At 59.0% G+C, this 22,256-nt stretch carries 23 protein-coding genes; 1 reads left to right on the forward strand and 22 read right to left on the reverse strand.

All coding sequences use genetic code 11. From position 1 onward, the window contains the following. Nucleotide 1 precedes the first annotated feature (1 nt). From flgK to J2X71_RS03025, 12 genes are all read right to left on the reverse strand, one after another. Nucleotides 2-1,456, reverse strand: coding sequence for a flagellar hook-associated protein FlgK (flgK, locus tag J2X71_RS02970; protein ID WP_029868526.1), 1,455 nt, complete (start codon nucleotides 1,454-1,456; stop codon nucleotides 2-4). 19 nt (nucleotides 1,457-1,475) lie between these two features. Next, complete coding sequence (locus tag J2X71_RS02975; RefSeq protein WP_029868525.1) at nucleotides 1,476-2,777, reverse strand: flagellar hook protein FlgE; 1,302 nt, start codon at nucleotides 2,775-2,777, stop codon at nucleotides 1,476-1,478. Nucleotides 2,778-2,904: 127 nt separating this feature from the next. Then, the gene (rem, locus tag J2X71_RS02980; protein ID WP_029868524.1) at nucleotides 2,905-3,576 is read right to left on the reverse strand and encodes a transcriptional activator Rem; all 672 of its coding nucleotides are present in this window, start codon (nucleotides 3,574-3,576) and stop codon (nucleotides 2,905-2,907) included. Between the two features lie 280 nt (nucleotides 3,577-3,856). Further along, on the reverse strand, nucleotides 3,857-4,441 hold the full coding sequence (locus J2X71_RS02985; RefSeq protein ID WP_405049677.1) for a lytic transglycosylase domain-containing protein: 585 nt from the start codon (nucleotides 4,439-4,441) through the stop codon (nucleotides 3,857-3,859). After that, nucleotides 4,362-5,813 (reverse strand): flagellar hook-length control protein FliK, encoded by a 1,452-nt coding sequence (locus tag J2X71_RS02990; RefSeq protein WP_310380042.1) that lies wholly within the window; start codon nucleotides 5,811-5,813, stop codon nucleotides 4,362-4,364. The genes J2X71_RS02985 and J2X71_RS02990 overlap by 80 nt, the downstream gene beginning before the upstream one ends. A 4-nt stretch (nucleotides 5,814-5,817) precedes the next feature. Beyond that, a complete protein-coding gene (gene motC, locus J2X71_RS02995) occupies nucleotides 5,818-7,116 on the reverse strand; it encodes a chemotaxis protein MotC (RefSeq protein WP_310378823.1) in 1,299 nt (432 codons plus the stop codon). A gap of 4 nt (nucleotides 7,117-7,120) precedes the next feature. Beyond that, on the reverse strand, nucleotides 7,121-8,401 hold the full coding sequence (locus J2X71_RS03000) for a MotB family protein (protein ID WP_310378825.1): 1,281 nt from the start codon (nucleotides 8,399-8,401) through the stop codon (nucleotides 7,121-7,123). Beyond that, nucleotides 8,398-9,036 (reverse strand): hypothetical protein, encoded by a 639-nt coding sequence (locus J2X71_RS03005; RefSeq protein ID WP_310378827.1) that lies wholly within the window; start codon nucleotides 9,034-9,036, stop codon nucleotides 8,398-8,400. Before J2X71_RS03005 ends, J2X71_RS03000 begins: the two co-directional genes overlap by 4 nt. Before the next feature lie 195 nt (nucleotides 9,037-9,231). Next, nucleotides 9,232-10,185 (reverse strand): flagellin, encoded by a 954-nt coding sequence (locus tag J2X71_RS03010; RefSeq protein WP_310380045.1) that lies wholly within the window; start codon nucleotides 10,183-10,185, stop codon nucleotides 9,232-9,234. Nucleotides 10,186-10,472: 287 nt separating this feature from the next. Beyond that, on the reverse strand, nucleotides 10,473-11,381 hold the full coding sequence (locus J2X71_RS03015; RefSeq protein WP_310378828.1) for a flagellin: 909 nt from the start codon (nucleotides 11,379-11,381) through the stop codon (nucleotides 10,473-10,475). Between the two features lie 254 nt (nucleotides 11,382-11,635). Next, nucleotides 11,636-12,544, reverse strand: a complete 909-nt coding sequence (locus J2X71_RS03020; RefSeq protein WP_192728138.1) for a flagellin — start codon at nucleotides 12,542-12,544, stop codon at nucleotides 11,636-11,638. A gap of 280 nt (nucleotides 12,545-12,824) precedes the next feature. After that, the gene (locus tag J2X71_RS03025) at nucleotides 12,825-13,730 is read right to left on the reverse strand and encodes a flagellin (RefSeq protein ID WP_192728139.1); all 906 of its coding nucleotides are present in this window, start codon (nucleotides 13,728-13,730) and stop codon (nucleotides 12,825-12,827) included. Nucleotides 13,731-14,131: 401 nt separating this feature from the next. Between J2X71_RS03025 and J2X71_RS03030 the strand changes: the two genes are divergently transcribed. Then, nucleotides 14,132-16,051, forward strand: coding sequence for a glycosyl transferase (locus tag J2X71_RS03030; protein ID WP_310378831.1), 1,920 nt, complete (start codon nucleotides 14,132-14,134; stop codon nucleotides 16,049-16,051). Between the two features lie 106 nt (nucleotides 16,052-16,157). Here the strand turns inward: J2X71_RS03030 and fliP are convergent, their stop codons facing one another. Genes fliP through flgB form a run of 10 tightly spaced genes read right to left on the reverse strand, consistent with a single transcriptional unit; the run spans nucleotide 16,158 to nucleotide 22,236 of the window. After that, nucleotides 16,158-16,895: a flagellar type III secretion system pore protein FliP gene (gene fliP, locus J2X71_RS03035; RefSeq protein ID WP_007816083.1), complete on the reverse strand. Its 738-nt coding sequence runs from the start codon at nucleotides 16,893-16,895 to the stop codon at nucleotides 16,158-16,160. Beyond that, nucleotides 16,892-17,395, reverse strand: a complete 504-nt coding sequence (locus J2X71_RS03040; RefSeq protein WP_310378834.1) for a flagellar basal body-associated FliL family protein — start codon at nucleotides 17,393-17,395, stop codon at nucleotides 16,892-16,894. Before J2X71_RS03040 ends, fliP begins: the two co-directional genes overlap by 4 nt. 12 nt (nucleotides 17,396-17,407) lie before the next feature. Beyond that, nucleotides 17,408-18,121 (reverse strand): flagellar basal body L-ring protein FlgH, encoded by a 714-nt coding sequence (flgH, locus tag J2X71_RS03045; protein WP_310378836.1) that lies wholly within the window; start codon nucleotides 18,119-18,121, stop codon nucleotides 17,408-17,410. Then, a complete protein-coding gene (locus tag J2X71_RS03050) occupies nucleotides 18,118-18,657 on the reverse strand; it encodes a MotE family protein (RefSeq protein ID WP_310378838.1) in 540 nt (179 codons plus the stop codon). Before J2X71_RS03050 ends, flgH begins: the two co-directional genes overlap by 4 nt. Then, on the reverse strand, nucleotides 18,654-19,775 hold the full coding sequence (locus tag J2X71_RS03055) for a flagellar basal body P-ring protein FlgI (protein WP_310378840.1): 1,122 nt from the start codon (nucleotides 19,773-19,775) through the stop codon (nucleotides 18,654-18,656). Before J2X71_RS03055 ends, J2X71_RS03050 begins: the two co-directional genes overlap by 4 nt. After that, the gene (flgA, locus tag J2X71_RS03060) at nucleotides 19,772-20,254 is read right to left on the reverse strand and encodes a flagellar basal body P-ring formation chaperone FlgA (RefSeq protein ID WP_310378842.1); all 483 of its coding nucleotides are present in this window, start codon (nucleotides 20,252-20,254) and stop codon (nucleotides 19,772-19,774) included. Before flgA ends, J2X71_RS03055 begins: the two co-directional genes overlap by 4 nt. Before the next feature lie 16 nt (nucleotides 20,255-20,270). Further along, on the reverse strand, nucleotides 20,271-21,059 hold the full coding sequence (gene flgG, locus J2X71_RS03065; protein ID WP_310378844.1) for a flagellar basal-body rod protein FlgG: 789 nt from the start codon (nucleotides 21,057-21,059) through the stop codon (nucleotides 20,271-20,273). Between the two features lie 19 nt (nucleotides 21,060-21,078). Next, a complete protein-coding gene (locus J2X71_RS03070; protein WP_310378846.1) occupies nucleotides 21,079-21,420 on the reverse strand; it encodes a flagellar hook-basal body complex protein FliE in 342 nt (113 codons plus the stop codon). Then, nucleotides 21,420-21,839 carry a flagellar basal body rod protein FlgC gene (gene flgC, locus J2X71_RS03075; RefSeq protein WP_310378848.1) on the reverse strand — a complete coding sequence of 140 codons (420 nt, stop codon included), beginning with the start codon at nucleotides 21,837-21,839 and terminating at the stop codon, nucleotides 21,420-21,422. The genes J2X71_RS03070 and flgC overlap by 1 nt, the downstream gene beginning before the upstream one ends. Before the next feature lie 4 nt (nucleotides 21,840-21,843). Further along, nucleotides 21,844-22,236, reverse strand: coding sequence for a flagellar basal body rod protein FlgB (gene flgB / locus J2X71_RS03080; RefSeq protein WP_007816099.1), 393 nt, complete (start codon nucleotides 22,234-22,236; stop codon nucleotides 21,844-21,846). Nucleotides 22,237-22,256 lie beyond the last annotated feature (20 nt).

Here is a 22,256-nt window from a genome sequence, read left to right on the forward strand (position 1 = left end):
CTTAACTCGCAATATCCAGCAATGCTTTCAACATTTCGTCAACGGCGTTCAAAATCTTGGTCGCCGCCTTGTAGGACTGTTCTATGTCGAGAAGGAGCGTCAGTTCCTCGTCGAGATTGACGCCCGTTTCATTGGAATAAGCTTCATCGGTTCGTGCTGCGGCAGCCTGGGTATTTTCCGCCGCCGTCGTCGCGTTGCTGCGGTTCTGCTCGAGCCAGCCGATAGAATTGGTGGCGAAGGTCAGGATGCTGACATTCGAGTCGAGACCGGTCTTTGCATCGAATGCAATCCCCGAATCCATCGACGTATAAAGACGGTCGAGTTCCGCGGTATAACCGCTCGAACCCGTCGGGTTCGCAGCCGTGCTGGACGCATTGATGTTTCCATCACGCAACCGCATCGGATCACCGCCCTTGGAGGTGACGACGCGGTCGTTGATCGCGATCGTTCCGGCGATGCCTTTGATGATGGTACCAGCCGGCGGAACCCCGCCTGCAGTGCCAGTCGTCGGGTTTGTCCAGACGAAGAGGCCAGGATTGCCATCCTCCTGGTAAAGGTTCACAAGGCCGCGAGCGACTTCGTCGAGCTGGTTCTGGAAAGTCGGTGCGATATCGTCGCGGATCTGCAGAAGCGAAGCCAGGCTGCCCTGCGCACTTGTCGTCGAGCCCGAGCCCATATTGACGGCCACACCGTCGACATAGACCTTATTGCCGGTGGTGCTTGCCGCATAGGACTGTGTCGGCTCGAAGCTGACCGTGCGCGGGATCGTCTCGAACAGCGTCGTGCCGTCAGCTGTATAGAGCACCATGTCGTTGTTAGCGCGTGTCGCTGTCGACACGCCAACGATCTGGTTAATCTGCTTGAGGACCTTTTCCCGCTCATCGAGAGCGCTCGAAGGATCCTCGTTGGATGATGTCGCCTTCTTGACTGCATTGTTGGCAGTTTCGAACTGCTTCAGCAGGCTGTTCAGCGAGTCGACCTGATTCTTGATCTGCTTGTCTGCATCGGCACGCTGCTGCTGCACCGCCTTGGAGGCATTGTTCAGCGAGGTCACGACGTCCTGCGCCGCCGTAATCGCACCCTGGGCGGCAATAAGGTCGCCCGGGGTGGCGCGGAAGGTGCCGAGCTTGTCGCGGAAGGTGCGCAGGGCAACTTCAGGCGACGTTTCGTTATCGTTGCCACCCATGATCGACTTCAGATCTTCGAGGCCGCTCAGCAGAGTTTGCTGGGCGCTGTCCTGTGAGGACGCCTTGAGATACTGTTTCAGCAGCGCATCTTCCTGTGCGCGGCTGATCTTGACCACCTGGGCGCCGTTCAGCGAGGTGGTGAGCATCGCCTGCCGGCGCACATAGTCCTTGTTGCCGGCGTTCGAGATATTGTTCGATACGACGCTGCTCTGCGCGCCCGTATTGTTGAATATGCTCTGCGCGGTGTTAAGTGCTGAAGTGAGCGACATGGCCTACCCGTTACCCTTATTAACGCTTGAGGTTGACGAGAACGTCCATGAGATCGGAACCCGTCTGAAACACCTTGGAGTTGGCGGTGTAGCTGCGCTGAGATTCGATCATCTCGGTCAGTTCGCCGGCGAGATCGACGTTCGAGCCTTCGAGGGCGCCCGACTGGATCTTGCCCAAGCCGCTGGTCTGCGGGAAACCGGTGACGGTCACGCCCGACTTGCCGTTGGCCGAGTAGACGTTGCCCGACATCAGCGTCAGCAGGTCCGGGCTCGGTACGTTGGCGAGCGGAATCTGGAAAACCGGCTTGGTGCTGCCATCATCATACTTGGAGTAGACGATACCGTCAGCATCGATCGTGATATCGACCGGCGAATTCGCGCCCTGACCGTCGACGTTACCAGTGCCCGAGAAGTTGTCGCCGACCTGAGAGAGATCGAGCTTCATGCTGATGGTGAGGCCCGTCTTCGGATCGACGATGTTCGTCGTCGATGGGGCCGCGGGGACCGTCATCTGGCCTTTGTCATTGAACTGGATCGAGGTGACATTCACGGCCGCCGAGGAATAGGGGAACGAGCTCGTGCCCGTCGTCGCCTTATCGGCATTGCGAAAGACTGCCATTTCCCACTGGGTCGTGCCGGCTGCGGCCGGCGGCGATGCGGGATTGGGAACCTTCGTGTAGTAGATGTCGTACATCACCTTACTGCCGAGCTTGTCGTAGGTGACCATCGAGTACTTCTGCGTGTCGGAAGTCGCCGTAGCGGCGTTTGCGCTTGGCAGGTTGGCCGCAGTCGCCTCAATCTTTGCGCCGGGCTTCAGGTTGCCGGTCCATGTACCGTTCGCGGTCGGAACCGCCGCCAACTTCTGATCGCCGAGAACGTTGATCGGAACGAGGCCATCAAAGCCGTTGACGACGACCGCTGGAGCCGAAGAGCCCCATGGATAGCCCATGAGCGTGAAGCCGGCCGAGTTGACGAGGTTGCCGCTGTCGTCCTTCGTGAAGTCACCGGCGCGGGTCAGGACGGGAACACCGTCGGCGCCTTGGACGATGAAGAAGCCGTCACCGGAAATGGCAAGGTCGTAACCGGAGGTCGTGTAGGAAATATCGCCCTGGTCGGAAACGGCCTGACGAACCGTCGTCGTCACACCGCCCGAGTTGTAGTTACCGGAGCCCGATGGCAGGACCAGCGACGAGAACGCGGTCGAAACTGCCTTGTAGCCGCTGGTGTTCACGTTCGCGATGTTATCCGAGACCGTGCTGAGGCGGTTTGCCTGCGCGTTCATCCCCGATACTGCCGTCTTCATGCTGCCGAAAATGCTCATCTGAAAACCTCGTTTTACCTGCTAATTGCAACAGTATTTGGCGGGCCTTGCGTGAAGCTGTCTGTAATGCCCAATCGCCGATCGAAATATTTCGGCCTTCCCGCGCGGCATGGCCCGCGCCGAAAAATTAATTCCAATCAATGCAATAGCCAAGGAAGCGCTTGGAATCGACCGGGTCGACACCGAGCTTCTTACGCAACTTCTTGCGCAGCTTGGAGATGTGGCTTTCGACGACGTTTTCTTCGACTTCCTCGTCGAAAATGCCGTAGATCGCATTGAAGATCTGGGTCTTGGTGACGCGACGGCCGCGATTGGCAATCAAGTATTCGAGAATGCGGCGCTCGCGGCGCGGCAAAGCGAAGGTTTCGCCGTGAATTTCCGGATCGCGCCCATCGGAGAAGACACGGATGGCACCGATGTCGGTGTGGTTGGCGATCGCCTTCAGGCGACGGCGGATTGCGGCGGCACGCGCGAGAATCTCACGCGGATGCACCGGTTTGCGTACAACGTCGTCCACGCCGCAATCAAAAAGGGCAAGTGTGTTTTCGAGCGATGGCTGGTCGCTGACCGCGATCACGGGCGCCATCGAGCGATCTCTGATCGCACGCGGCAACTCCATGGCGCGCTGCCCCTGGCCGATCAGGAATGCCTCGACCGCAGCGATATCAGAATCAGCCGCCGTCTGCACCCATTCGCCGAATTCATTGGGATCAAAGCCGGTTGAGGGAATTCCCTCCCGACCAAACAAAGAAGTGTAACCATCCTTCACGAGCTCACGCTCATCAACCACTACGATCATTCGTCCGCCTCCGAATCAGTGTGGCACATCGATGATCTATGGATACGAATCGCGCGAATCAGCGGCTACTCGTGAAAGTTAATGGCGGAAATTAATAATTGATTAAGAATTGGGTACCGATTTGATCTACATATAGTGGGTCAATAACATTATGCACACAAAAATTTCGTGGAAAAGTTAACGCCTGCTTAATTACGTCTTGCAAGCAGGAATCGCGCCGGATTCTTGCCACACTTTGACACAGTTCGGTCATAATTGATGAATTCAATTATTAATTGAATTAATTTCCGCAGAAATTACTCGCATTGGGAGTCCACTTGCCGTAGCCGGTGGCGACCAGATTTGCGATGACGCGGCAGACATACTGCTTCTGCGCCGGATTATTGTTCGGTCCTGCGTGGTATCTCGCTACCGCCATGGTCCATGTTTCGTGACGATCGTGCAGGTTGCGCAGGAACTTCGCGGCATATTCCACGTTGCGGTGAGGGTCGAACATTTCCTCCACGGAGCTGAAGTTCTCGCCGTGGAAATAGTGATTGATCTGCATACATCCGATATCGATGAGCTTCGCGCCGCCCCTGCTGGCGGTGTCGAATTGCAGCAACGCGGCCTGCTCGGAGGCTGGAAACAGAGCCTTCCCCTCGACGTTCATCGCATAGGGATAGAGCGATCCCTTGCGCCCAGTCTCCGTTAGCCCGACCGAATAGAGAATTCCCTCAGGGATCCCATATTTGGCCGCAGCAGACTGAATCTCACGCTCACAGGCCCCGGTCGAAGCGGATGCGCTAGAGGTAAACGCTGCCAGAGCGGCTGCCACCAGCGTCGGCAGCAGAAGTGTTCTCAACACCGTTCCCGCCCGCACCATTGAAGCCTCCATCCGTCTGCCGCGCTGTCTGGTTCTGGCGCTCGCGCGCCTCGCCGCCCTGGCCTTGCTGGGCGAGCGACTGTTGCTGCTGCTGTGAAGTCTGTCCCTGGCTGTTTGCCTGGTTACCGGCATCAGTTCGCTCCACTGGGGCCATGCTGATGGTCACATTATCGACCGCATAGCCCTGGCTGCGCAGCGCCTCGAGGATCTTGCCGTGATCTTCCTTGAGCTGGCGATAGGCCGCGCCGGTCTCGACCTTGAGATCGACGTTCAGCGTATCGCCCGACAGACGCATCGTAGCCGTGACGAGGCCAAGATCGATCGGGCTCATCTGGATCTTGAGGGTGTTTACCACCTTGCCGGTGCTTGTCCATTCGGCGGCGTTCGACAAGGCGGAGCTCGGCTGCATGGCCTGCGCCCATTCCTTGTTACCCGAAAGCGCCGCTGTCACGTTTGCGGAATTCGGGTTCTGAACCAGACCGAGATAGCGGCGTGATTCCAGAACGGAGACATTTTCGACGCTCGACTTTGCCGACTTTTCGGAGCCCGGCTGTTCGGCGCCGATCTGCATGTCCATCGTCTGCCCACGGCCATCGGCGCGGCTGATCCTGAACGTCTTGCCTTCGACGCCTTCAGCATTCTCCGTTCCCGGCACATGCGCGTCGCTGCCATGCGGGGCAACGGCTGCCAATGCATCCGACACATGCGCATCAGCCTTGGTACCGTTTACGCCTTCGGCCTTGGCGTCTTTCTTGCCGGCCGTAGTGTCGTCCGCCTTCGCGACGGCATGATGAGCGGAAGCCTGCAGGACAGCCGCGGCATCACCGGGCTCCTTGTTCAGCAGGCCGAGAACATCGGTGATATCGCCGTCGCCTGCTTCCGTGTCCGCGTCTGCATCGACAGTGATGTCGCCATTGAGGGTGCTGGTCTTGGTCTGCTTGGCAGGCTTGCCCACTGCCTGGGCAGCGGTCTCGGCTGCCTGATCCTTGGCGCCCGGCTTGCCCAGTCCAAAGACAGCCGTGTTCTTGCCCTGGTCCTTTTCGGACTTCACAGGCATCTTGCCGGCATTTGCGATGGTTTCGGACTGCGCGTCCACCTGTCCCTTGAGCGAGGCGTCATTCAGATCGATCAGCGGCTTCGGATTGCGGCCGCGCAGGTTGCGCGCTACGGCCTCCGCGCTGTCGTTGGCAGCCTGCTGGTCGGATGTATCGACGGCATCGGCATCCTGATCGTTGTTGCCAGCCTTGGAGAGGGCGTCCGAGAAGCCACCGTTCTGATCCGCAGCCTCGCCTTTGCCGGCTCCCCGACCGGATCTTACGGACGCAGACGCATCCGTGCCGGGCGCTCCGCCCGAGACGCTGATATCCATCATCATCTTACTTGCCTTCTTGGGCCAGGAGACCGTCGATTTCGTCGAGCTTGGATCGATTGGTCGTCACGAAAGAGGTGAATGAAGGGTCGACATCCTGGCTTCTCGTGCCAGCAGAAGCCGCGCCTTCGACAACAGGTTCCGGAGCAGCAGTTGGCGCTCCTTCCGGTTGCGCAGCCGTGGCGGCTGCAGCCTGTTCAGAAGTGATTTCTTGATTAGTATTATTAGGGGTCGAGCCTTGTGTCAGGCTTGCCGGATCCGGAGCCCGCAATATCTGCTCGGCGACGGATCGTGCGGCAGCTTGCAGCGCCTGGTCCTGTGGCGAGAGCGATGCGCCGGAGATATTGGCGATATATTTGGCAGCCTGGTCAATATCGTCGGTGGGGACGTTCGCCATGCCGTTATAGAAATCGGCGAGCGGTCCAAAAGGATTGTCCGTCCCCTCGCCCAGCGACTGAACGCGCTGGGCAGCCATACGGGCGAGCTGGGGCTTTCCGGCAATCGCAGCGGCGCGCGCGACGCGCAGATAGACCTCGCGCTGGCGCGGCGCATCCATGAAGGACAGGATATCGACGACCGTCTGCGGCTGGACATCGTGATCGTGGCTGACGATCAACTTCACGAAGAGATCGGCGAACTGGCTGGCATAGGGCGAATGGAGGAAGCGGCGGATATAGCGTTGCGAATAGGCGACCCCCTTGTCGACCTGCCCGGTTTCGACGCAGATGGCTACCGAGCGGCGTAGTGCCGCCTCCTCCACGATCGTGCCGGGTGCATTGAGCCGCGCCCTGTCATACAGCGTAAGGGCATCCACTGGCTTCGTGGCGATCAGCACATTCCCGCCGATCAGCGCCAGATATGGGCCGATCTTCTTGCCCTCATATTCCTTGGCGGTCTCTTCCAGCGTCTTGGAAACGAGCAGACCCTTGCCGCTCAGATATTTCCGCAACACGTCGGTGACGCGATTATCGAAGTATCCGTTGACGTCATGGGCGACGAGATATTCCAGCGTCTGAGGATTGCCGCCGCTCATCACATAGATCAGCGCGGCATCGACATTGCGATCGTCATCGTAGACGGACGGATCGACGTTGCGCAGGCGCTGATCAATCTTGCCAAGCATAAAGCGCTGCATTTCACCGGCGGAATGATCGCCTGCTACAACCGAGTCCTGAACGAACTGCAGGGAGCGCAGCATCTTATACGGCGCGAGATCGTCCGCATCCGCGGCATGACCGACGGCGGGCGACATCATCGCCAGGCCGAAGACCGCATATCTGAAATAGCGATGCTGCCTGCGCGTCATACGACTATCCTTGATCTGCCTGCACGAGAATCTCGATCCGGCGGTTTGACGCGTTGTAGGGGTCCTCGGGCAGCTTCAGGCGACGGTCGGCGAAGCCGGAAACCTGGGAAATACGCTTCTCATCGAGGCCACCGCGAACGAGCATGTAATAAGCGCTCTGGGCACGGTCCATCGACAGACGCCAGTTCTCGTTGAGACCGCCCTTGAACTGCCGCCCGTCCGTGTGACCGCGAATGGCAACGGCTCCGCCCCTCTCCTTCAATATCTCGCCGATCTTCTGCATCGCCAGGACCATTTCTTGGCGCGGCAAGGCAGAGCCGATATTGAACATGGAGTCGTCGTTCTGATCGGAGATGCTCACCAGCAGCCCGCCCTCGGACGCCGTCACCGTCAGGCCCTCGGCGAGCTTGCCGGCCACGCCCGCGATCTGCTGGATAATCTCCTGCTGTAGTTCCTCGGCCTGCTGCTTCTCTTCGGCCTGCTTGGCCTCTTCCTTTTTGTCGGCATCCTTGGTCTTGTCCGCCTGCTTGTCTTTGGTCTTATCCGCCTTCTTGTCTGCCTGTTTCTCTGTCGAAGCGGCGACGGCAGCGCTGTTGGCGTCCTTGCTCAGCAGAGTGGAGGGCTGGGTATTTTCGGCCTTGGCGAGTTCATTCGGTTCGGCCTGCGAATCGAGCGGCGAAGGCTGCTGCGGCTTGCCGGCGGTGGTAACTTCGACCTGCTTGGTCCAGAAATCCGGATCGAAGGGGTCGCGGTAGGCTTCGCCGCCATCGGCGCCAGTCGCCGGGCCTGAATCCGCCGCACCGCCATCACCCTTGGCGCTGACATTTGCTTGCTGGCCAACTTCCTGGGCAATCTCGGCGAGAACCGAATAGGGGTTCTCGAAGAAATCGGCTTCCGAATAATTGGTCTTGTCACCGGAGGTCGAGGTCTGGTCCTCACCGTCAGCGGCAGATTTGCCCTGGTTCGGATTCTCTTCCTTATTCTTCGATTTTTCCTGGTTCTGCTCACCCTCGGCCTGGTCGACGGGCTTCTTCAAGCCCTTCTCCGTCGGCTTTTCATCGGAAAGCTTGATCGGGTTGAAATAGGTCGCGATCGAAGCCTTGGTTTCCTCGTTGGCGGCGTTGACGAGCCACATGACGAGGAAGAAGGCCATCATTGCTGTCATGAAGTCGGCATAGGCAATTTTCCACGCACCGCCATGAGCGCCGTCGTGATCCCCACCGCCATGTTTCTTGACGATGATGATCTCGTTCTTGCCGTGGTGATGGTTTTCGCCGTCGCTCATTCGGAAACTTTCTTCAAGCTAGCCGCCCAGGCGGAAATACGGGTAACGAGCACGGTTTCACCAATCTCGGCAGCAAGGTCGACGTCATCAGCCTCATGATGGCGGACCAATGCGGCATGCTCTCCAAGTTCGTCCCTGAGGATATCGAAAAGCTTGGCCGGACCGCGCACGACGATCGGCGCCGCCGCGCCGTCGAGGATCGCCTCCCGCAGCAGGACGGCAAGATTTTCGGTCGCTTTTTTTGCGAGCGCTTCGGTCATGATCGGCGTGATGGCTGCCGCGGTCACTTCGCTGACGAGCGTGGCAATCTCTTCGGCCATGTCGCGGATACGCGAAGCGATCACGGCGGCCGCTTCGATCTCGTAGCGAAGTTTCAGCTCCTCAAGTTCACGCACATGCGCTTCGGCCGCGGCCTGGGCTTCGCCTTCGTATTTTTCGCTCAGTTCCACGGTTGCTGCCGCGACGCCTTCGGAATAGGCCTCGCGCCGCTCCGCATCGACGTCGATTTCGGGCTCCTGCGGCAGATCCGCAAATGCGGAGGCGGTTTCGGCGGCGAAATCATCCACATCGATGATCGGTGCCGAGGGACTCGGCTCACCGAAATCCTTCAAATACCGGGAAAGCATAATGCTCATAAAAAACCGTCCAGTATTCGGGAGGCACGCGGCATGCCTCCGCTTGAAAATGACCATCGTCCTTGCCGGCATGCCGTTCCGGAGCGGGAGAGGCTCAGGGCCTGTCGCCAGCATGGATTCGGACGCTGCCTTCATGCCGGAAACTAGAAACCCAAACTTGCGCGAGGATGAATGGTGCCGCCCTTGTGCCGATCATTATTCGAGCAGGATGAGAATCTTGCTGGCGGACGTATTGAGAATGGAGATCGCTTCAACGGCCATCTGCTTCTGGGTTTCGATGGCCTTCTGGCGGGTCGAGGCCTCGTCCATATCGGTGTCGACGAGGGCGCCGACGCTCTTGTCAACAGCGTCGGACAGGTCTGCGGTATAGTCGATCTGATCGTCGATGCGGGCCTTCATTATGCCAATCCCTGCTGCCGAATTCGTAAGCTGCTTGAGCATGGCGTCCGTGGCCGTCAGCATATCGGTGAGCTGCGAGTCGGTGGTCGACTTGCTGATGGAGATTTCCGTACCGGTCGCCGGCGTCGCGGAGTTCACGTTCAGGAGATAGTAATTGCGGACCGGCGTGCCGTCAGCATTGCCGTTGACCGCCTTGGTGAACAGGCCGCCATTGGCATTGTTCCTGTCTATCAGGATGGTCTGGGACGACGGAAAGTCGATGGTCTGCGCCTGATACTCGCCTGTCGGGGCGCGCACGAAGCTGCCAATGATCTTCCACTGCGGGGGCGCCGCAGGCTCGCCGTTCAAAAGCCAGTTCTCGCCGGCGAAGGACGTTCCTTCGACCATCGTCTGGAGCTGGTTCTTGTATTCGGTGATTTCCGCATTGATCTTGTCCTTGTCGGCGCCGGGCTCGCGCGCGGCAACCAGCTTGGCTCTGAGATCGCCGAGGAGATCGATGGCGGAGTTCATCGCCGTATAGGTCGAATCAACCTTTGCGGCGCCGAGGCCAAGGGCATCGCCAATGGTGCCCAGATTGGTACTGTCGCCGCGCATGACGCTCGCGATCGACCAATAGGTCGCATCGTCGGCCGCAGTCGCAACCCGCTTCGCCGTAGAAATCTGCTGCTGTACGTCGGTTGATTCTTTAGTGATGCTGCGCAGCACTGCAAGCGCACTCACCGCGGCCGCGTTGGTAATCTTGACGGTCATCGACATGGTCTCGGAAAGGTGAAGGGGCAGGCCGGTTCTTGCCGGCAGCGACTGAACTGGCTTCATGCCGCCGGCGGGTCCCCCACACCGGTGCGTCGCAAACAAATCAACTCCCGGCAACGTTAACCCGATATCAACCACTTCCGCAAGAGCAGAACGGGGATTGAAGCAGCAGCGCCGTTATTCTCTTAACCTATTGAAACAAAAAGAAAACCGCACCATTTCGGCGCGGTTTCCAGGCTGCCGCGAATTGGCGGCACAAGGTTTGGTCCAGCTTCGACGCTGGCTTAGCTGCGGAAGAGCGTGAGGACGTTCTGAGCGCTGGAGTTTGCAATCGAGAGCGACTGGATCGCCAGCTGCTGCTGTGTCTGCAGTGCCGTGAGCCTGCTCGATTCCTCTTCCATATCGGCGTCCACGAGACGGCCGACACCGGAGTCGATCGAGTCGCCGAGGGCCGCGACGAAGTTTTCCTGCAGCTCGATGCGGTTGGAGATGGAGCCGAGCTGAGAAGCTGCCTTCGTCATTGCCTCCAAGCCCGCTTCGATTGCCGTCAGTGCCATAGCAATTTCCGGCTGGCCAAAGGAGGTGATGTTCATGGTGTAGATCGAGCCGATCGTGCCGTTGGAGGTGCCGATAATGCCGGTGCTCGAATCGATAGTGCCCGTCGTGGTCATGCCGAACAGGACGTTGCCGTTGGAAGACGAGTCCAGGACATAGTCGGTCGTCTTGACCGAGACATTGCCGTTGCCGTCGCGGACGAAGGTTGAAACGACGCTCTTGGTCGTGTTGCCGGCAACCCAGTTTTCACCGGAGAAGGAAGCCGACTGGGAGATGCTCATGAGCTGAGCCTGGAGCTGGCTGATTTCTTCCTGGACCTTGGTCTTGTCGACACCCTTTTCAGTTGCGGCGACGATCTTGGACTTGATTTCGCTGACGACATCGATGGCGTTGTCCATAGCCGTGTAGGCCGTATCGACCTTTGCAGCGCCGAGGCCGAGGGCGTCGGAAACAGCCGAGAGGGCCTTGTTGTCCGAACGCATGGTCGTTGCGATGGACCAATAAGCTGCGTTGTCTGCTGCCTTTTCAACGCGATAGCCGGAAGATACGCGAGCTTGAGTATCCTGAAGATTGTTGCTTATACCGCGGAGGGTCTGGAGGGCGGCCATAGCCGCGACGTTCGTCAAAATGCTTGTCATGAAATGATTGCCCCTTGCTGGCAGGCGTTAATAAAAGGGACATTCCGGAATAGCGCCCGGGAACGACGATCAGCCTTCATGCCTGTTAACCCGTTCTTAAATTTGGTTAACTCGCCGTCTCGTTGAGACGCAGATGACAGCAATATGGTTAATCAATCGTTAACGGAAATTAAAAAAAGCCGCGCTCCATCGAAGCGCGGCTCGATTTCCATGGGACCCGCCGGTCACCCGGCGGGTTATGTTTCGCGATCCTATTAGCCGCGGAAGAGCGACAGGATGTTCTGCGAAGAGGAGTTGGCGATCGAGAGAGACTGGATCGCGAGCTGCTGCTGCGTCTGGAGAGCAGAGAGCTTGGAGGACTCTTCTTCCATGTTGGCGTCGACCAGGCGGCCGATACCGGAGTCGATCGAGTCAGACAGCGAGTTGACGAAATCGTCCTGCATGTTGATGCGGGTCGAGATCGAACCAAGCTTTGCACCGGCAGAGGTCATGGCCTTCAGGGCGTTTTCGACGTTGGTCAGAGCTTGACCGAGGTCGCCGAGGGTCATGTTGGTGATGTCGAGCGAGTAGACCGAGCCGGCCGAGCCGTTGGCAGTGCCGAGGATACCCGTGGAGGTGTCGACCTGGCCACCGCTCATGCCGAACATAACGTTACCGGCCGAGCCGTTGTTCAGGACGTAATCGGTCATCTTGACGGATACGCCGTTCGAGCCGTCACGAACGAAGGAGGAAACAACGCTCTTCGTGCCGTTGGCGCCAGCAACCCAGTTTTCACCGGAGAAGGAAGCCGACTGAGCGATGCTGACCAGCTGGTCCTGCAGCTGGTCGATTTCTTCCTGAACCTTCTTCTTGTCGACGCCGTTTTCGGTAGCGGCAACGATCTTCGCCTTGATTTCGCCGACGACGTCGATAGCGCTGTCCATCGCGGTGTAGGCAGTGTCAACCTTGGCAGCGCCGAGGCCGAGCGCGTCAGAAACAGCCGAGAGGGCCTTGTTGTCCGAACGCATGGTCGTTGCGATCGACCAGTAAGCGGCGTTGTCAGCAGCCTTGCCGATGCGGAAACCGGAGGAAACATGGTCCTGGGTCTTCTGCAGGCCCTGGTTGATGCCACGCAGCGTCTGGAGAGCTGCCATTGCTGCGTTATTGGTGTTGATGCTCGTCATAGTTTTCTTGCCCCTTTTGGCAGATTTGAAGAAGGGACATTCCGGATTTGGGCCGGCCCACAGCGATCAGCTTCATGCCTGTTAACCATTCTCGTTAGGGTTAACTCGCCGTTTCGATGGCCTTAGAAAACAGCAAGATGGTTAAGGAAAACTAAATTCAAAAGGGAAATTTCGCAAAAATATCTGATACTTAGAAAGGTTTTCATTAACCGAAAATTAAAACATTCGAGGCCGGGGGTTACCCGGCCTCGACGTTTTTCGCGATGTGGCTGGACCGCTCTTAGCGGAAGAGCGACAGGATGTTCTGCGAAGAGGAGTTGGCGATCGAGAGAGACTGGATCGCGAGCTGCTGCTGCGTCTGGAGAGCAGAGAGCTTGGAGGACTCTTCTTCCATGTTGGCGTCGACCAGGCGGCCGATACCGGAGTCGAGCGAGTCGGACAGAGCGTTTACGAAATCGTCCTGCATGTTGATGCGGGTCGAGATCGAACCAAGCTTTGCACCGGCAGAGGTCATGGCCTTCAGGGCGTTTTCGACGTTGGTCAGAGCTTGACCGAGGTCACCAATGGTCATGTTGGTGATGTCGAGCGAGTAGACCGAGCCGGCCGAGCCGTTGGCAGTGCCGAGGATACCCGTGGAGGTGTCGACCTGGCCACCGCTCATGCCGAACATGACGTTACCGGCCGAGCCGTTGTTCAGGACGTAATCGGTCATCTTGACGGATACGCCGTTCGAGCCATCACGAACGAAGGAGGAAACAACACTCTTCGTGCCGTTGGCGCCAGCAACCCAGTTTTCACCGGAGAAGGAAGCCGACTGAGCGATGCTGACCAGCTGGTCCTGCAGCTGGTCGATTTCTTCCTGAACCTTCTTCTTGTCGACGCCGTTTTCGGTAGCGGCAACGATCTTTGCCTTGATTTCGCCGACGACGTCGATAGCGCTGTCCATCGCGGTGTAGGCAGTGTCAACCTTGGCAGCGCCGAGGCCGAGCGCGTCAGAAACAGCGCCGAGGGCCTTGTTGTCCGAACGCATGGTCGTTGCGATCGACCAGTAAGCGGCGTTGTCGGAAGCCTTGCCAACGCGGTAACCCGTGGAAACGTGGTTCTGCGTGCTGTTGAGGCCCTGGTTGATGCCACGCAGCGTCTGGAGAGCGGCCTGGGCGGAATTGTTCGTGTTAATGCTCGTCATAAGTGTGTCCCCTAGAAAACTAGATACAAAAAAGGAGGACATACCGGACTATGAATACCGGCGATGACGGACCAGCTTCATGCTACTCGGTGCCTTTGTCTCTTGGCCCAAACCCGTCATGTCCAGCGCAATCTCGCAGCCAATGCTTGCCAACTTCTTAAAAGCGGAGTTCCTCGCCAAGCCGCTCCAGTTGTATAGTTAACGTTGTTTGAATTCTATTTTGACGTGTCGGCGTTTCTCGGAAAGCGAGCATTCAACCGCACCGGTTTCAAGCAAGCTTCGAATGCCAGTATGGCAGAAGCCGGGATAGTATCGGAGGGTAACCTGCATTCTGCGGGAGCCTGACTGCTTATCCCGTCGATCACATTTCATGCCGGAACATTTCCTCACGGAGTTAGGTTTTGAACAGCAAAGTTTCGTTCTCGGCGGCATCCCGGGATTATCAGGCGGGCCGCTATACACAGTCCCTCGCGACGCTCAACCAGCTCATCGATACCCAGAAGGATGCCAAGACTTACGCTCTCCTGGCCAAGAACCTGCTGCAACTCGGCTTCAAATCCGACGCGGCCAAGGCTTATGGCCTAGCGGCCGACTGCGCACCCCAAGGCGCCTTCGAATTCCTGAAGACTGCCGCAAAGCTGCACCTGGAGGCCGGCAACGAGGACGACGCCCTGCTGATCGCGATGCGCAATCTCGGCAAGGCGCAGGAGGATGCGGAACTCGCGTTCATTATCACGACGATCTATGTACGCCGGCAGCGGCGGGATCTGCTGCGCCCTTTCAAGAAGATCCTGTCCGAAAGCATGAACCCGGATCATATGCGTCTCGCCGCGCTGCTGCTCAGCGACGACCTCATGGACGAGACGAACCAGCAGCTCGCCCGCAACCTCTTCCGGCGCTTCCCGGGCAACCTCGCCTTCCGTTTTCTGTATCTCGTCTGCGTGCGCGAATTCAACGAATTCGATGAGGCGAACAAACATCAGGCGCCTATCGACGCCGCCCTTGCCAAGGGCGAGGTCGATACGCTGAGGAAGGACAACCCGTTCTATCATCTGCATTGGTGCGGCAACGAGGATTTCAATCGTTATGCGACGATCGGCACGCAGCCGCTGGACCCGGTGCGCGTGGGTTATCGACGCGGTCTGCCGCATATCTGGTCCGACAAGATCCGCATCGGCTATATGTCCTCGGACTTGTGGGACGGTCACGCGACGATGAAGCTGCTGCAGCGGGTTCTCGAGCTTCATGATCGCAACCGGTTCGAAATTACGCTCTTCGATCACACGCAACCCGAGTTTCTGGAGAAGAACGTCACCGATCGCAGCCGGTGGGGCAAGATCGTCGATACATACGGCCTGTCGGACGCAGCTGTCCTGAATGCCGTTCGCGCCGAGAACATCGACATCATGGTCGACCTCAAGGGCCACACCTCAGGAAGCCGCGCCTCGTCCTTCAATCAGCCGCTGGCGCCGATCCAGGTGGCGTGGCTGGGTTTCCCCGGCAGCACGCTCAATGTCGACCTCGACTATGTCATCGGCGATCACTCGGTGCTGCCTGACATCGCCAAGCCCTTCTATCACGAGAAATTCCTGCGCATGCCGGAAAGCTACCAGCCGAACGACCCGGCTAACCGTCCCCGGCCAAAGCCGGTGACGCGCGAGGAGCTCGGCCTTCCGGAAGACGCCTTCATTTTCGCCTCGTTCAACGGTAACCGAAAGATCACTTCCGAGGTGGTCGATAGCTGGTGCAGGATCCTCAAGCGCGCACCAAACAGCGTGCTCTGGCTGATGGCAAATACGCCTCGCAACAAGGACAATCTGCTGCAACGCTTCCAGGCCAACGGTATCTCAGCGAAGCGGATCATCTTCTGCCCGCGTGCGCCCTATGAGCTGCATATCAGCCGCCAGCAGGCAGCCGATCTCGGTATTGATACTTTCCCGGTCAACGGTCACACCACCACCTCGGAACAGCTATGGGGTGGTCTGCCGGTGCTGACGATGAAAGGCACTAATTTCGCCTCACGCGTCAGCGAAAGCCTGCTGAGGGCCATCGATCTGCCGGAACTCGTCGCCGACGACCTCCAGGCCTATGAGGATCTCGCCGTCGAGCTCGCGCTCAATCCGGGACGCGTCGCCGACTATAAGAGCCACCTGAAGGAAAAGCGCTTTATCGCGCCGCTCTTCGATGCCGAACGTTTCTGCCATCATCTGGAGCGCGGCTACGAACTGATGATCGAGCGGAGGAAAAACGGCCTCACCCCTGATCATATCGACGTTCCGGCCCTGCCGCCGCGCACCGAGCCTTTCGGCTCGAACGATTGAGGCGATCGCCTTTTGCAAATAACAAAACCCGCCGGAGCGATCCGGCGGGTTTTGCATTTGAGAGAGAAGCAATGCAGCGGGCTGTTGGTAAAGCAGTCCTTACCCGTCAGCTGAAGGAGCGCACCAGACTGCCTACCAGCAGGTTCCAGCCGTCGATCAACACGAAGAACAGGATCTTGAACGGCAGCGAGATCGAGGTCGGTGGCAGCATCATCATACCCATCGCCATGGTAATCGTTGCAACGATCAGGTCGATGACGAGGAAGGGCAGGACGATGAGGAAGCCGATTTCGAAACCGCGCCGGATCTCCGAGATCATAAAGGCGGGAAGGAGGATGCGGTAGTCGATCGGCTCGGTCGTCTGGATATTCTGGCCGCGCTCGCGGGCCAGATCGGCAAAGAGCGCCAGATCCTTGTCGCGGGTATTGGCAGACATGAAGGTGCGGAACGGCTCGGCAATTCGCTGAACCGCGGTCGCCTCATCGATCTGATTGGCAAGCAGCGGCTGAACGCCGTCCTGCCAGGCCTTATCGAAGGTCGGCGACATGACGTAGAAGGTCATGAACAGCGAAAGCGAGAGAAGGATCATGTTCGAGGGGGTCGACGACAGGCCCATACCCGAACGCAGGATCGAAAAGGCAATGATGAAGCGCGGGAAGCTCGTCACCATGATGAGGATACCCGGCGCAACCGAAAGCACGGTCAGCAGGCCGAATGTCCTGATGATCCAGGCGGCGACAGAGCCGTCGACCGGGATATTCAACAGATCAGTCGGCAGCTGCTGGGCTACCGCCAGTTCCGGCACCGCCATCATGGCGGCAAGGAAAACTATAAGTCGAATCATTCGATGACAAAGGTCCTGAACATGACCTTCGATACGCGCCCTTGAGAGCGAAGGTCAACACGTTCCTGGATGTCATCCTTGAGATATTGAAAGCCGCGCGGCCCTTCGATCTGCTGAAGGGAAATGGTCCTGACATAAGCGAGGATATCCTGGTGAATATCCTCGGCGACCTTGACATCCGGCGGCCCGTTGAACATCAGCGCCACCTCGAGTCGGATCCAGTTTTCCGAGGGATAAGCGAGGTTCGAGGTAACCGGATCGAGCAGCACAATGTTGTTGGCTTCGTTCGCGATTTTCGGAAGACCGCCCTCGGCCTTCTTCTTGGCCTCGGCCTCTTTCGCCTGTTCAGCCTCCGCGGCGCTGCGGATGTTCGGGGCCACCATGTTGCCGACCGCCCAGCCGCCGCCGGCGCCGACGAGCGTCAGCACGGCAAGGCCGATGATCGTCATCACCATGCCGCTCGACTTCTTTTTGCCTTCGCCTGTTTCGTTGTCTGCCATCTTGGTTCAGCCTCAAAGCGGCGAGAAGAGATCGACGGCCTGCTGGCCGCGCGGCGGCTGCTGCACTTCCATCAGGCGGCCACGGCCACCATAGGAAATGCGGGCTTCGGCGATCTTGTCGTAGGAGATCTGGTTGTCGGAATTGACGTCCTGCGGACGTACGATACCGGCGACGTTGAGGATACGCAGTTCCTGGTTCAGGCGAACTTCCTGCGAACCGCTGATAACCAGGTTGCCGTTTTCGAGAATGCCGGTGACAACAGCGGCAACCAGAAGGTTGAGCTTGTCCGTGCGCTCGATCTTGCCCTTGCCGTCCGTGCTCGTGTCGGAGCCGTAGGTCAGATCCGTCTTGGACTGCGGCGTCCAGCCGAAGATCTGGGCGTTGACATCCCAGTTCATGCCGCTGGAATTGGTGCGGCTGCGGTTGGTCTCGTTGTCGAAGGACCCCTTGTCGTTGATCTGGATATCGACCGTCAGGATGTCGCCGACGTTGAGCGCGCGCGCATCCTTGAAGAGCGCGGCCTGCGAATCGCTCCACAGCGAATAACCTTGGGCGACGGCACGCGGCTGCTTCGGATAGAGCGCCATCTGCGGCGTCTGGCCGTAGGCGAGACCGCTGCCGATCGGGCTCATGGCAGGCGCGCGGCCGATCTCGTTGACTGCCGTGGACTGGCAGCCGGCAAGGAGGGCGACGGCGGCGATCACAGCCGGTAAACGCTTATTCATGAAGGATCCTTCGAGGTATTGGGATCAGACGCACTAGCTATAATGCCGGCGATGGTTGCGGCCTTGGTGGAATCCATCTCGTTCAGGATCAGGCTGGACTGGCGCGGCCCGAGCCGCATGATGACGGCGGCGGCCAGTTCGGGCCTGACGTCCTGCAGCTGCAGGGCTGCAGCATCCGGCTTCATCTTCTTGTAGATATCGGTCAGGCCGGCCTCGGCCTGTTTGAGGAAATCATCGCGCCGCTTCAGCCAGTCCTGGTATTCGGCCTTGCGCTTGTCCATCTCGGCAACGCGGCTGTCGATATCAGCGCGCAGCTTCTCGAGCTCCTGTTTCTGCAGGAGATAGCGCTGATCACGGGCCGGATCGGCAATATTCGTGCAGAACTGCTTGACCTCGTCCGTCGAGGTGATGTCGCCTGCCGGCGCCACTTCCTGGGCGAAGGCGCCGGGAATGGAAAGCAGCACGAGGCCTGCGGCCGGCAATGCCAGCCGGCGCAACAGTTCGACGATCGGGTTCCGGTTCGTGATCTTGCTCATTGCAGCACAAGCTCCGCCTGCAGGGCGCCTGCAGATTTAATGCCCTGGAGAATGGCGATGATGCCATCCGGTTTGACGCCGATATTGTTTAGACCGGCAACGAGGGTGCGCAGATCAGGACCGTCGATGATCGCAACCCGTCCGCCCGTTTTCTGCGCCTGGATATCCGTCTGCGGCTGGACAGCGGTCTCGCCGCGCGAGAAGGGCTCCGGCTGGATGATCTGCGGCGTTTCGGTTACCTGCACGGTCAACGTGCCGTAGCTGACGGCGACCGGCGAGACACGGACATCGGAGCCGATGACGATCGTGCCGGTGCGTTCGTTGATGACGACCTTGGCCGGCGTGTCGGTTTCGACCACGAGGTTTTCGATATCGGCCATCAGGCGCGTAAGATCGGCCTCGCGCGGCTTCTCGATGACGACTTCCTGCGAATCCTTGGCTTCCGCGACCGGACCACCGAAGCGTGCCTTGGCGTAGCCGTTGACGATATCAGCAATGCGGATCGCGGTGGAAAAGTCCGGGTTGCGGAGCTGCAGGACGAGATTGACCGAATCCTTGAAGCGGGACGGCAATTCGCGCTCGATGATGGCACCGCCGGGGACGCGGCCGGCCGTTGTCACACCCTCAGTCACGGTCGCGGCCTGTCCCTGCGCCTGAAAGCCGGTGACGATGGCGGCGCCCTGCGCAACGGCATAGATCTGGCCGTCAGCGCCCGACAGCGAAGTCATGACGAGCGTGCCGCCGCGTAGCGAAGTCGCATCGCCGAGCGAGCTGACCGTCACATCGATTCGGCTGCCGGGGCTTGCGAAGGGCGGCAGGTTGGCGGTGACCATGACGGCCGCCGTATTCTTGGCGTTCGACTGGCTGCCCTGCGTGGAGATGCCGAGGTTCTGCAGCATCGCGCGCATGGACTGCTCGGTGAAAGGCGAAGCACGGAAACCGTCACCGGTTCCCTGCAGGCCGACGATCAGACCGTAGCCGATGAGCTGGTTGTCGCGGCCGGCCTGAAGCGAGGCAATATCCTTGATGCGGGACGTCAGCGCCCATGCAGGCGCGACATCGGTCAGGCTCATCGCCAGAACCGCAACCAAGCTCAGGATACGAAAGAAGAACTTCATTTTGCCCTCACATGGACCGTACCGTCAGCGAGCACGGTGCCGCTGACGATGACGCCGGAATCCATATTGCGTGCACGGATCATCTGGCCGGTCGCACCATCTTCAAGAGGCGAGCCGGCAGCGGAAATGGTCATCTGGCCAAGCTGGAAGACCAGGCGGATATTGGAACCGCGCGTGACCGTATAGGGCTCGCGCAGGGCGGAGATCGAAATCGTCCGCCCCGGCAGGAGCGTGCGCTTGGAAACCAGACCCTCGACCTGGGAGACCGACTTTGCATAGTCTCCGGCGAGGTTGGGATTGGTGACCTCGACTTCCTGAAGCTGAGCGCTCGAAATCGTGTCGCCGGGATAGATGATCGTCGTGGGGACGACGGCATAACCCATGCCGGCATCCGCTGCTGCCGGCATGACCATGCCGGCGATTGCGATCGTGGCCGCAGCCACCCATCCTTGGATGTGTCCTGCCCGGCGAAACATCATGTTCGGCCCTTCCCTCTTACTTCAGGTTCTTGCTGACGATGGATGCCATTTCATCAGCTGTCGTGATCACCTTGGAATTCATTTCATAAGCGCGCTGGGCCGATATCAGCTCGGTGATTTCCTTGACCGGATCGACGTTCGAGGATTCAAGGTAGCCCTGCTTGAGGTAACCCATATTATCTTCGTCAGGATTGCCGATGACCGCTTCGCCGGATGCCGGCGTTTCCTGGAAGAGGTTGTCGCCAATCGGCTGCAGGCCTGCCTCGTTGACGAAGTCGGCGAGCGTAAGCTGGCCGAGCGTGGTCGGAGTGGTCTGGCCGGGCAGCTTGGCGGTGATTTCGCCGGAGCGGCTGATCGTCAGCTCGGTGGAGCCCTGCGGGATAGTGACGCCGGGGATGACTTCATAACCGTCGATGTTGACGAGCTGGCCCTGATCGTTCTTGTTGAGCGCACCGGCACGGCTATAGAGCGTCGTACCGTCCGTCGACTGGATCTGGAAGAATCCCTTGCCGACGATTGCGACGTCGAGGTCGTTGCCGGTCTGGGTCAATTCGCCCTGGAGATGCAGGTTGCGCACGGCCGAGGTCTGGACGCCGAGACCGATATTGGCGCCTTCGGGAACGACAGCCTGGTTGGCGCGGTTGGCAACACCCTTGGCGCGTTCGGTCTGATAGAGAAGGTCGGTGAACTCGGCGCGGGCGCGCTTGAAACCGGTCGTATTGATGTTCGCGATGTTGTTCGCGATGACTTCCAGGTTGGTCTGCTGGGCATCCATGCCCGTTGCTGCGATGGCGAGCGCTCTCATGTGTTCGTCCTCAAATCAGTTACATCTGCATCTTGGTGACTTCGAGGAAGGCCGAGACGACCTTGTCGCGAATGGCGATTGCAGTCTGGAGCGTCTGCTCCGCCTGCAGCATGGAATCGACGACTTCGCGCGTGGAAGCCGTGCCCTTGATGCCGGCAAAGGACATGTTTTCGGCGCCCTTAAGGCTGCTGACGGCTTCGGTCGCCATGTTGCCCATGACGGAGGCGAAGCTCAGGCCGTTGGATACGCCGGCCGCGGCAGACGAGGTCGCGGTCGAAGAGGAGGCGGAATTTTCGGTATCGATGGCGCCGAGGGCTCGGGTCATCGAGAGATTGCTTACATTCTGTACGCTGCTGATCATTATTGTCCGCTCTTCAGGAGATCGATCGTCGAGGAAATGAGGTCGCGAGTCTGCTTGATCGTCTGCAGATTGGCGTCATAGGAACGGTTGGCTTCGCGCATGTCGGCCATCTCGATCAGGATGTTGACGTTCGGCATCTTGACGATGCCCTTCTCGTCCGCGGCCGGGTTGCTCGGATCGTATTCCTTGGTGAAATCGCCTTCGTCCGTACCGATCTTCTTGACGTTGACGGTCTCGACGCCGCTGGTGCGATCCATCTGCTGGCCGAAGGTGATGGTCTTGCGGCGATAGGGATCGGCGCCAGGTGTGTCGCCAGTCGAACGGGCGTTGGCGATGTTTTCCGAGACGATACGCAGACGTGTCGACTGCGACTCGAGCCCGGAACCTGCGATTTTCATTGCTGCTGAAAGCGGATCCATGCGTCTACTTCCTTACGGTCATCAACATCATTCGATGAAAGGAACTGACAAGCGAGGTGTTCAGGTCGTACTGACGCTTGATCTCGCCCGATTTGGAGAGTTCTTCGGCCACACCGACGGTGTTGCCGGATTCCTGAACGCCGATTTCCTGGTCGAGCGCGGCGTCCTTCACGTCGATATCGCCGCTCGTGCTGAAATCGTTGCCGCTCAGATGCATCGGATTGGTGCGCGCCATGGTGACGTCCGACTGGTCGAGCACTGCCTGAAAAGGCGTCACGTCCTTCGCACGGAACTTCGGCGTGTTTGCATTCGCGATGTTGCCGGCAACAACCTCCTGACGAATCGTCAGCCATTCCGCCTGCTTTGAAGCCAAGTCGAAAAGTTGAATCGGTTGCATGAGAACTCTCCGTTTTTACT

It is taken from the genome of Rhizobium sp. 1399, assembly GCF_031455475.1.
Classification (GTDB): Bacteria; Pseudomonadota; Alphaproteobacteria; order Rhizobiales; family Rhizobiaceae; genus Rhizobium.

Coding starts and splice junctions, on each gene's coding strand:
- J2X71_RS02990 (WP_310380042.1), bottom strand. CDS start 5,813: ATGATGGATATCAGCGTCTCGGGCGGAGCGCCCGGCACGGATGCGTCT.
- J2X71_RS03025 (WP_192728139.1), bottom strand. CDS start 13,730: ATGACGAGCATTAACACGAACAATTCCGCCCAGGCCGCTCTCCAGACG.
- rem (WP_029868524.1), bottom strand. CDS start 3,576: ATGATCGTAGTGGTTGATGAGCGTGAGCTCGTGAAGGATGGTTACACT.
- J2X71_RS03005 (WP_310378827.1), bottom strand. CDS start 9,036: ATGAGCATTATGCTTTCCCGGTATTTGAAGGATTTCGGTGAGCCGAGT.
- motC (WP_310378823.1), bottom strand. CDS start 7,116: ATGACGCGCAGGCAGCATCGCTATTTCAGATATGCGGTCTTCGGCCTG.
- flgG (WP_310378844.1), bottom strand. CDS start 21,059: ATGAGAGCGCTCGCCATCGCAGCAACGGGCATGGATGCCCAGCAGACC.
- flgB (WP_007816099.1), bottom strand. CDS start 22,236: ATGCAACCGATTCAACTTTTCGACTTGGCTTCAAAGCAGGCGGAATGG.
- flgC (WP_310378848.1), bottom strand. CDS start 21,839: ATGGATCCGCTTTCAGCAGCAATGAAAATCGCAGGTTCCGGGCTCGAG.
- flgK (WP_029868526.1), bottom strand. CDS start 1,456: ATGTCGCTCACTTCAGCACTTAACACCGCGCAGAGCATATTCAACAAT.
- J2X71_RS03055 (WP_310378840.1), bottom strand. CDS start 19,775: ATGAAGTTCTTCTTTCGTATCCTGAGCTTGGTTGCGGTTCTGGCGATG.
- J2X71_RS02985 (WP_405049677.1), bottom strand. CDS start 4,441: ATGGTGCGGGCGGGAACGGTGTTGAGAACACTTCTGCTGCCGACGCTG.
- J2X71_RS03020 (WP_192728138.1), bottom strand. CDS start 12,544: ATGACGAGCATCAACACCAATAACGCAGCAATGGCAGCTCTCCAGACG.
- flgH (WP_310378836.1), bottom strand. CDS start 18,121: ATGAATAAGCGTTTACCGGCTGTGATCGCCGCCGTCGCCCTCCTTGCC.
- J2X71_RS02975 (WP_029868525.1), bottom strand. CDS start 2,777: ATGAGCATTTTCGGCAGCATGAAGACGGCAGTATCGGGGATGAACGCG.
- fliP (WP_007816083.1), bottom strand. CDS start 16,895: ATGATTCGACTTATAGTTTTCCTTGCCGCCATGATGGCGGTGCCGGAA.
- J2X71_RS03010 (WP_310380045.1), bottom strand. CDS start 10,185: ATGACCGTCAAGATTACCAACGCGGCCGCGGTGAGTGCGCTTGCAGTG.
- J2X71_RS03050 (WP_310378838.1), bottom strand. CDS start 18,657: ATGAGCAAGATCACGAACCGGAACCCGATCGTCGAACTGTTGCGCCGG.
- J2X71_RS03015 (WP_310378828.1), bottom strand. CDS start 11,381: ATGACAAGCATTTTGACGAACGTCGCGGCTATGGCCGCCCTCCAGACC.
- J2X71_RS03000 (WP_310378825.1), bottom strand. CDS start 8,401: ATGAGCGACGGCGAAAACCATCACCACGGCAAGAACGAGATCATCATC.
- J2X71_RS03070 (WP_310378846.1), bottom strand. CDS start 21,420: ATGATCAGCAGCGTACAGAATGTAAGCAATCTCTCGATGACCCGAGCC.
- flgA (WP_310378842.1), bottom strand. CDS start 20,254: ATGATGTTTCGCCGGGCAGGACACATCCAAGGATGGGTGGCTGCGGCC.
- J2X71_RS03040 (WP_310378834.1), bottom strand. CDS start 17,395: ATGGCAGACAACGAAACAGGCGAAGGCAAAAAGAAGTCGAGCGGCATG.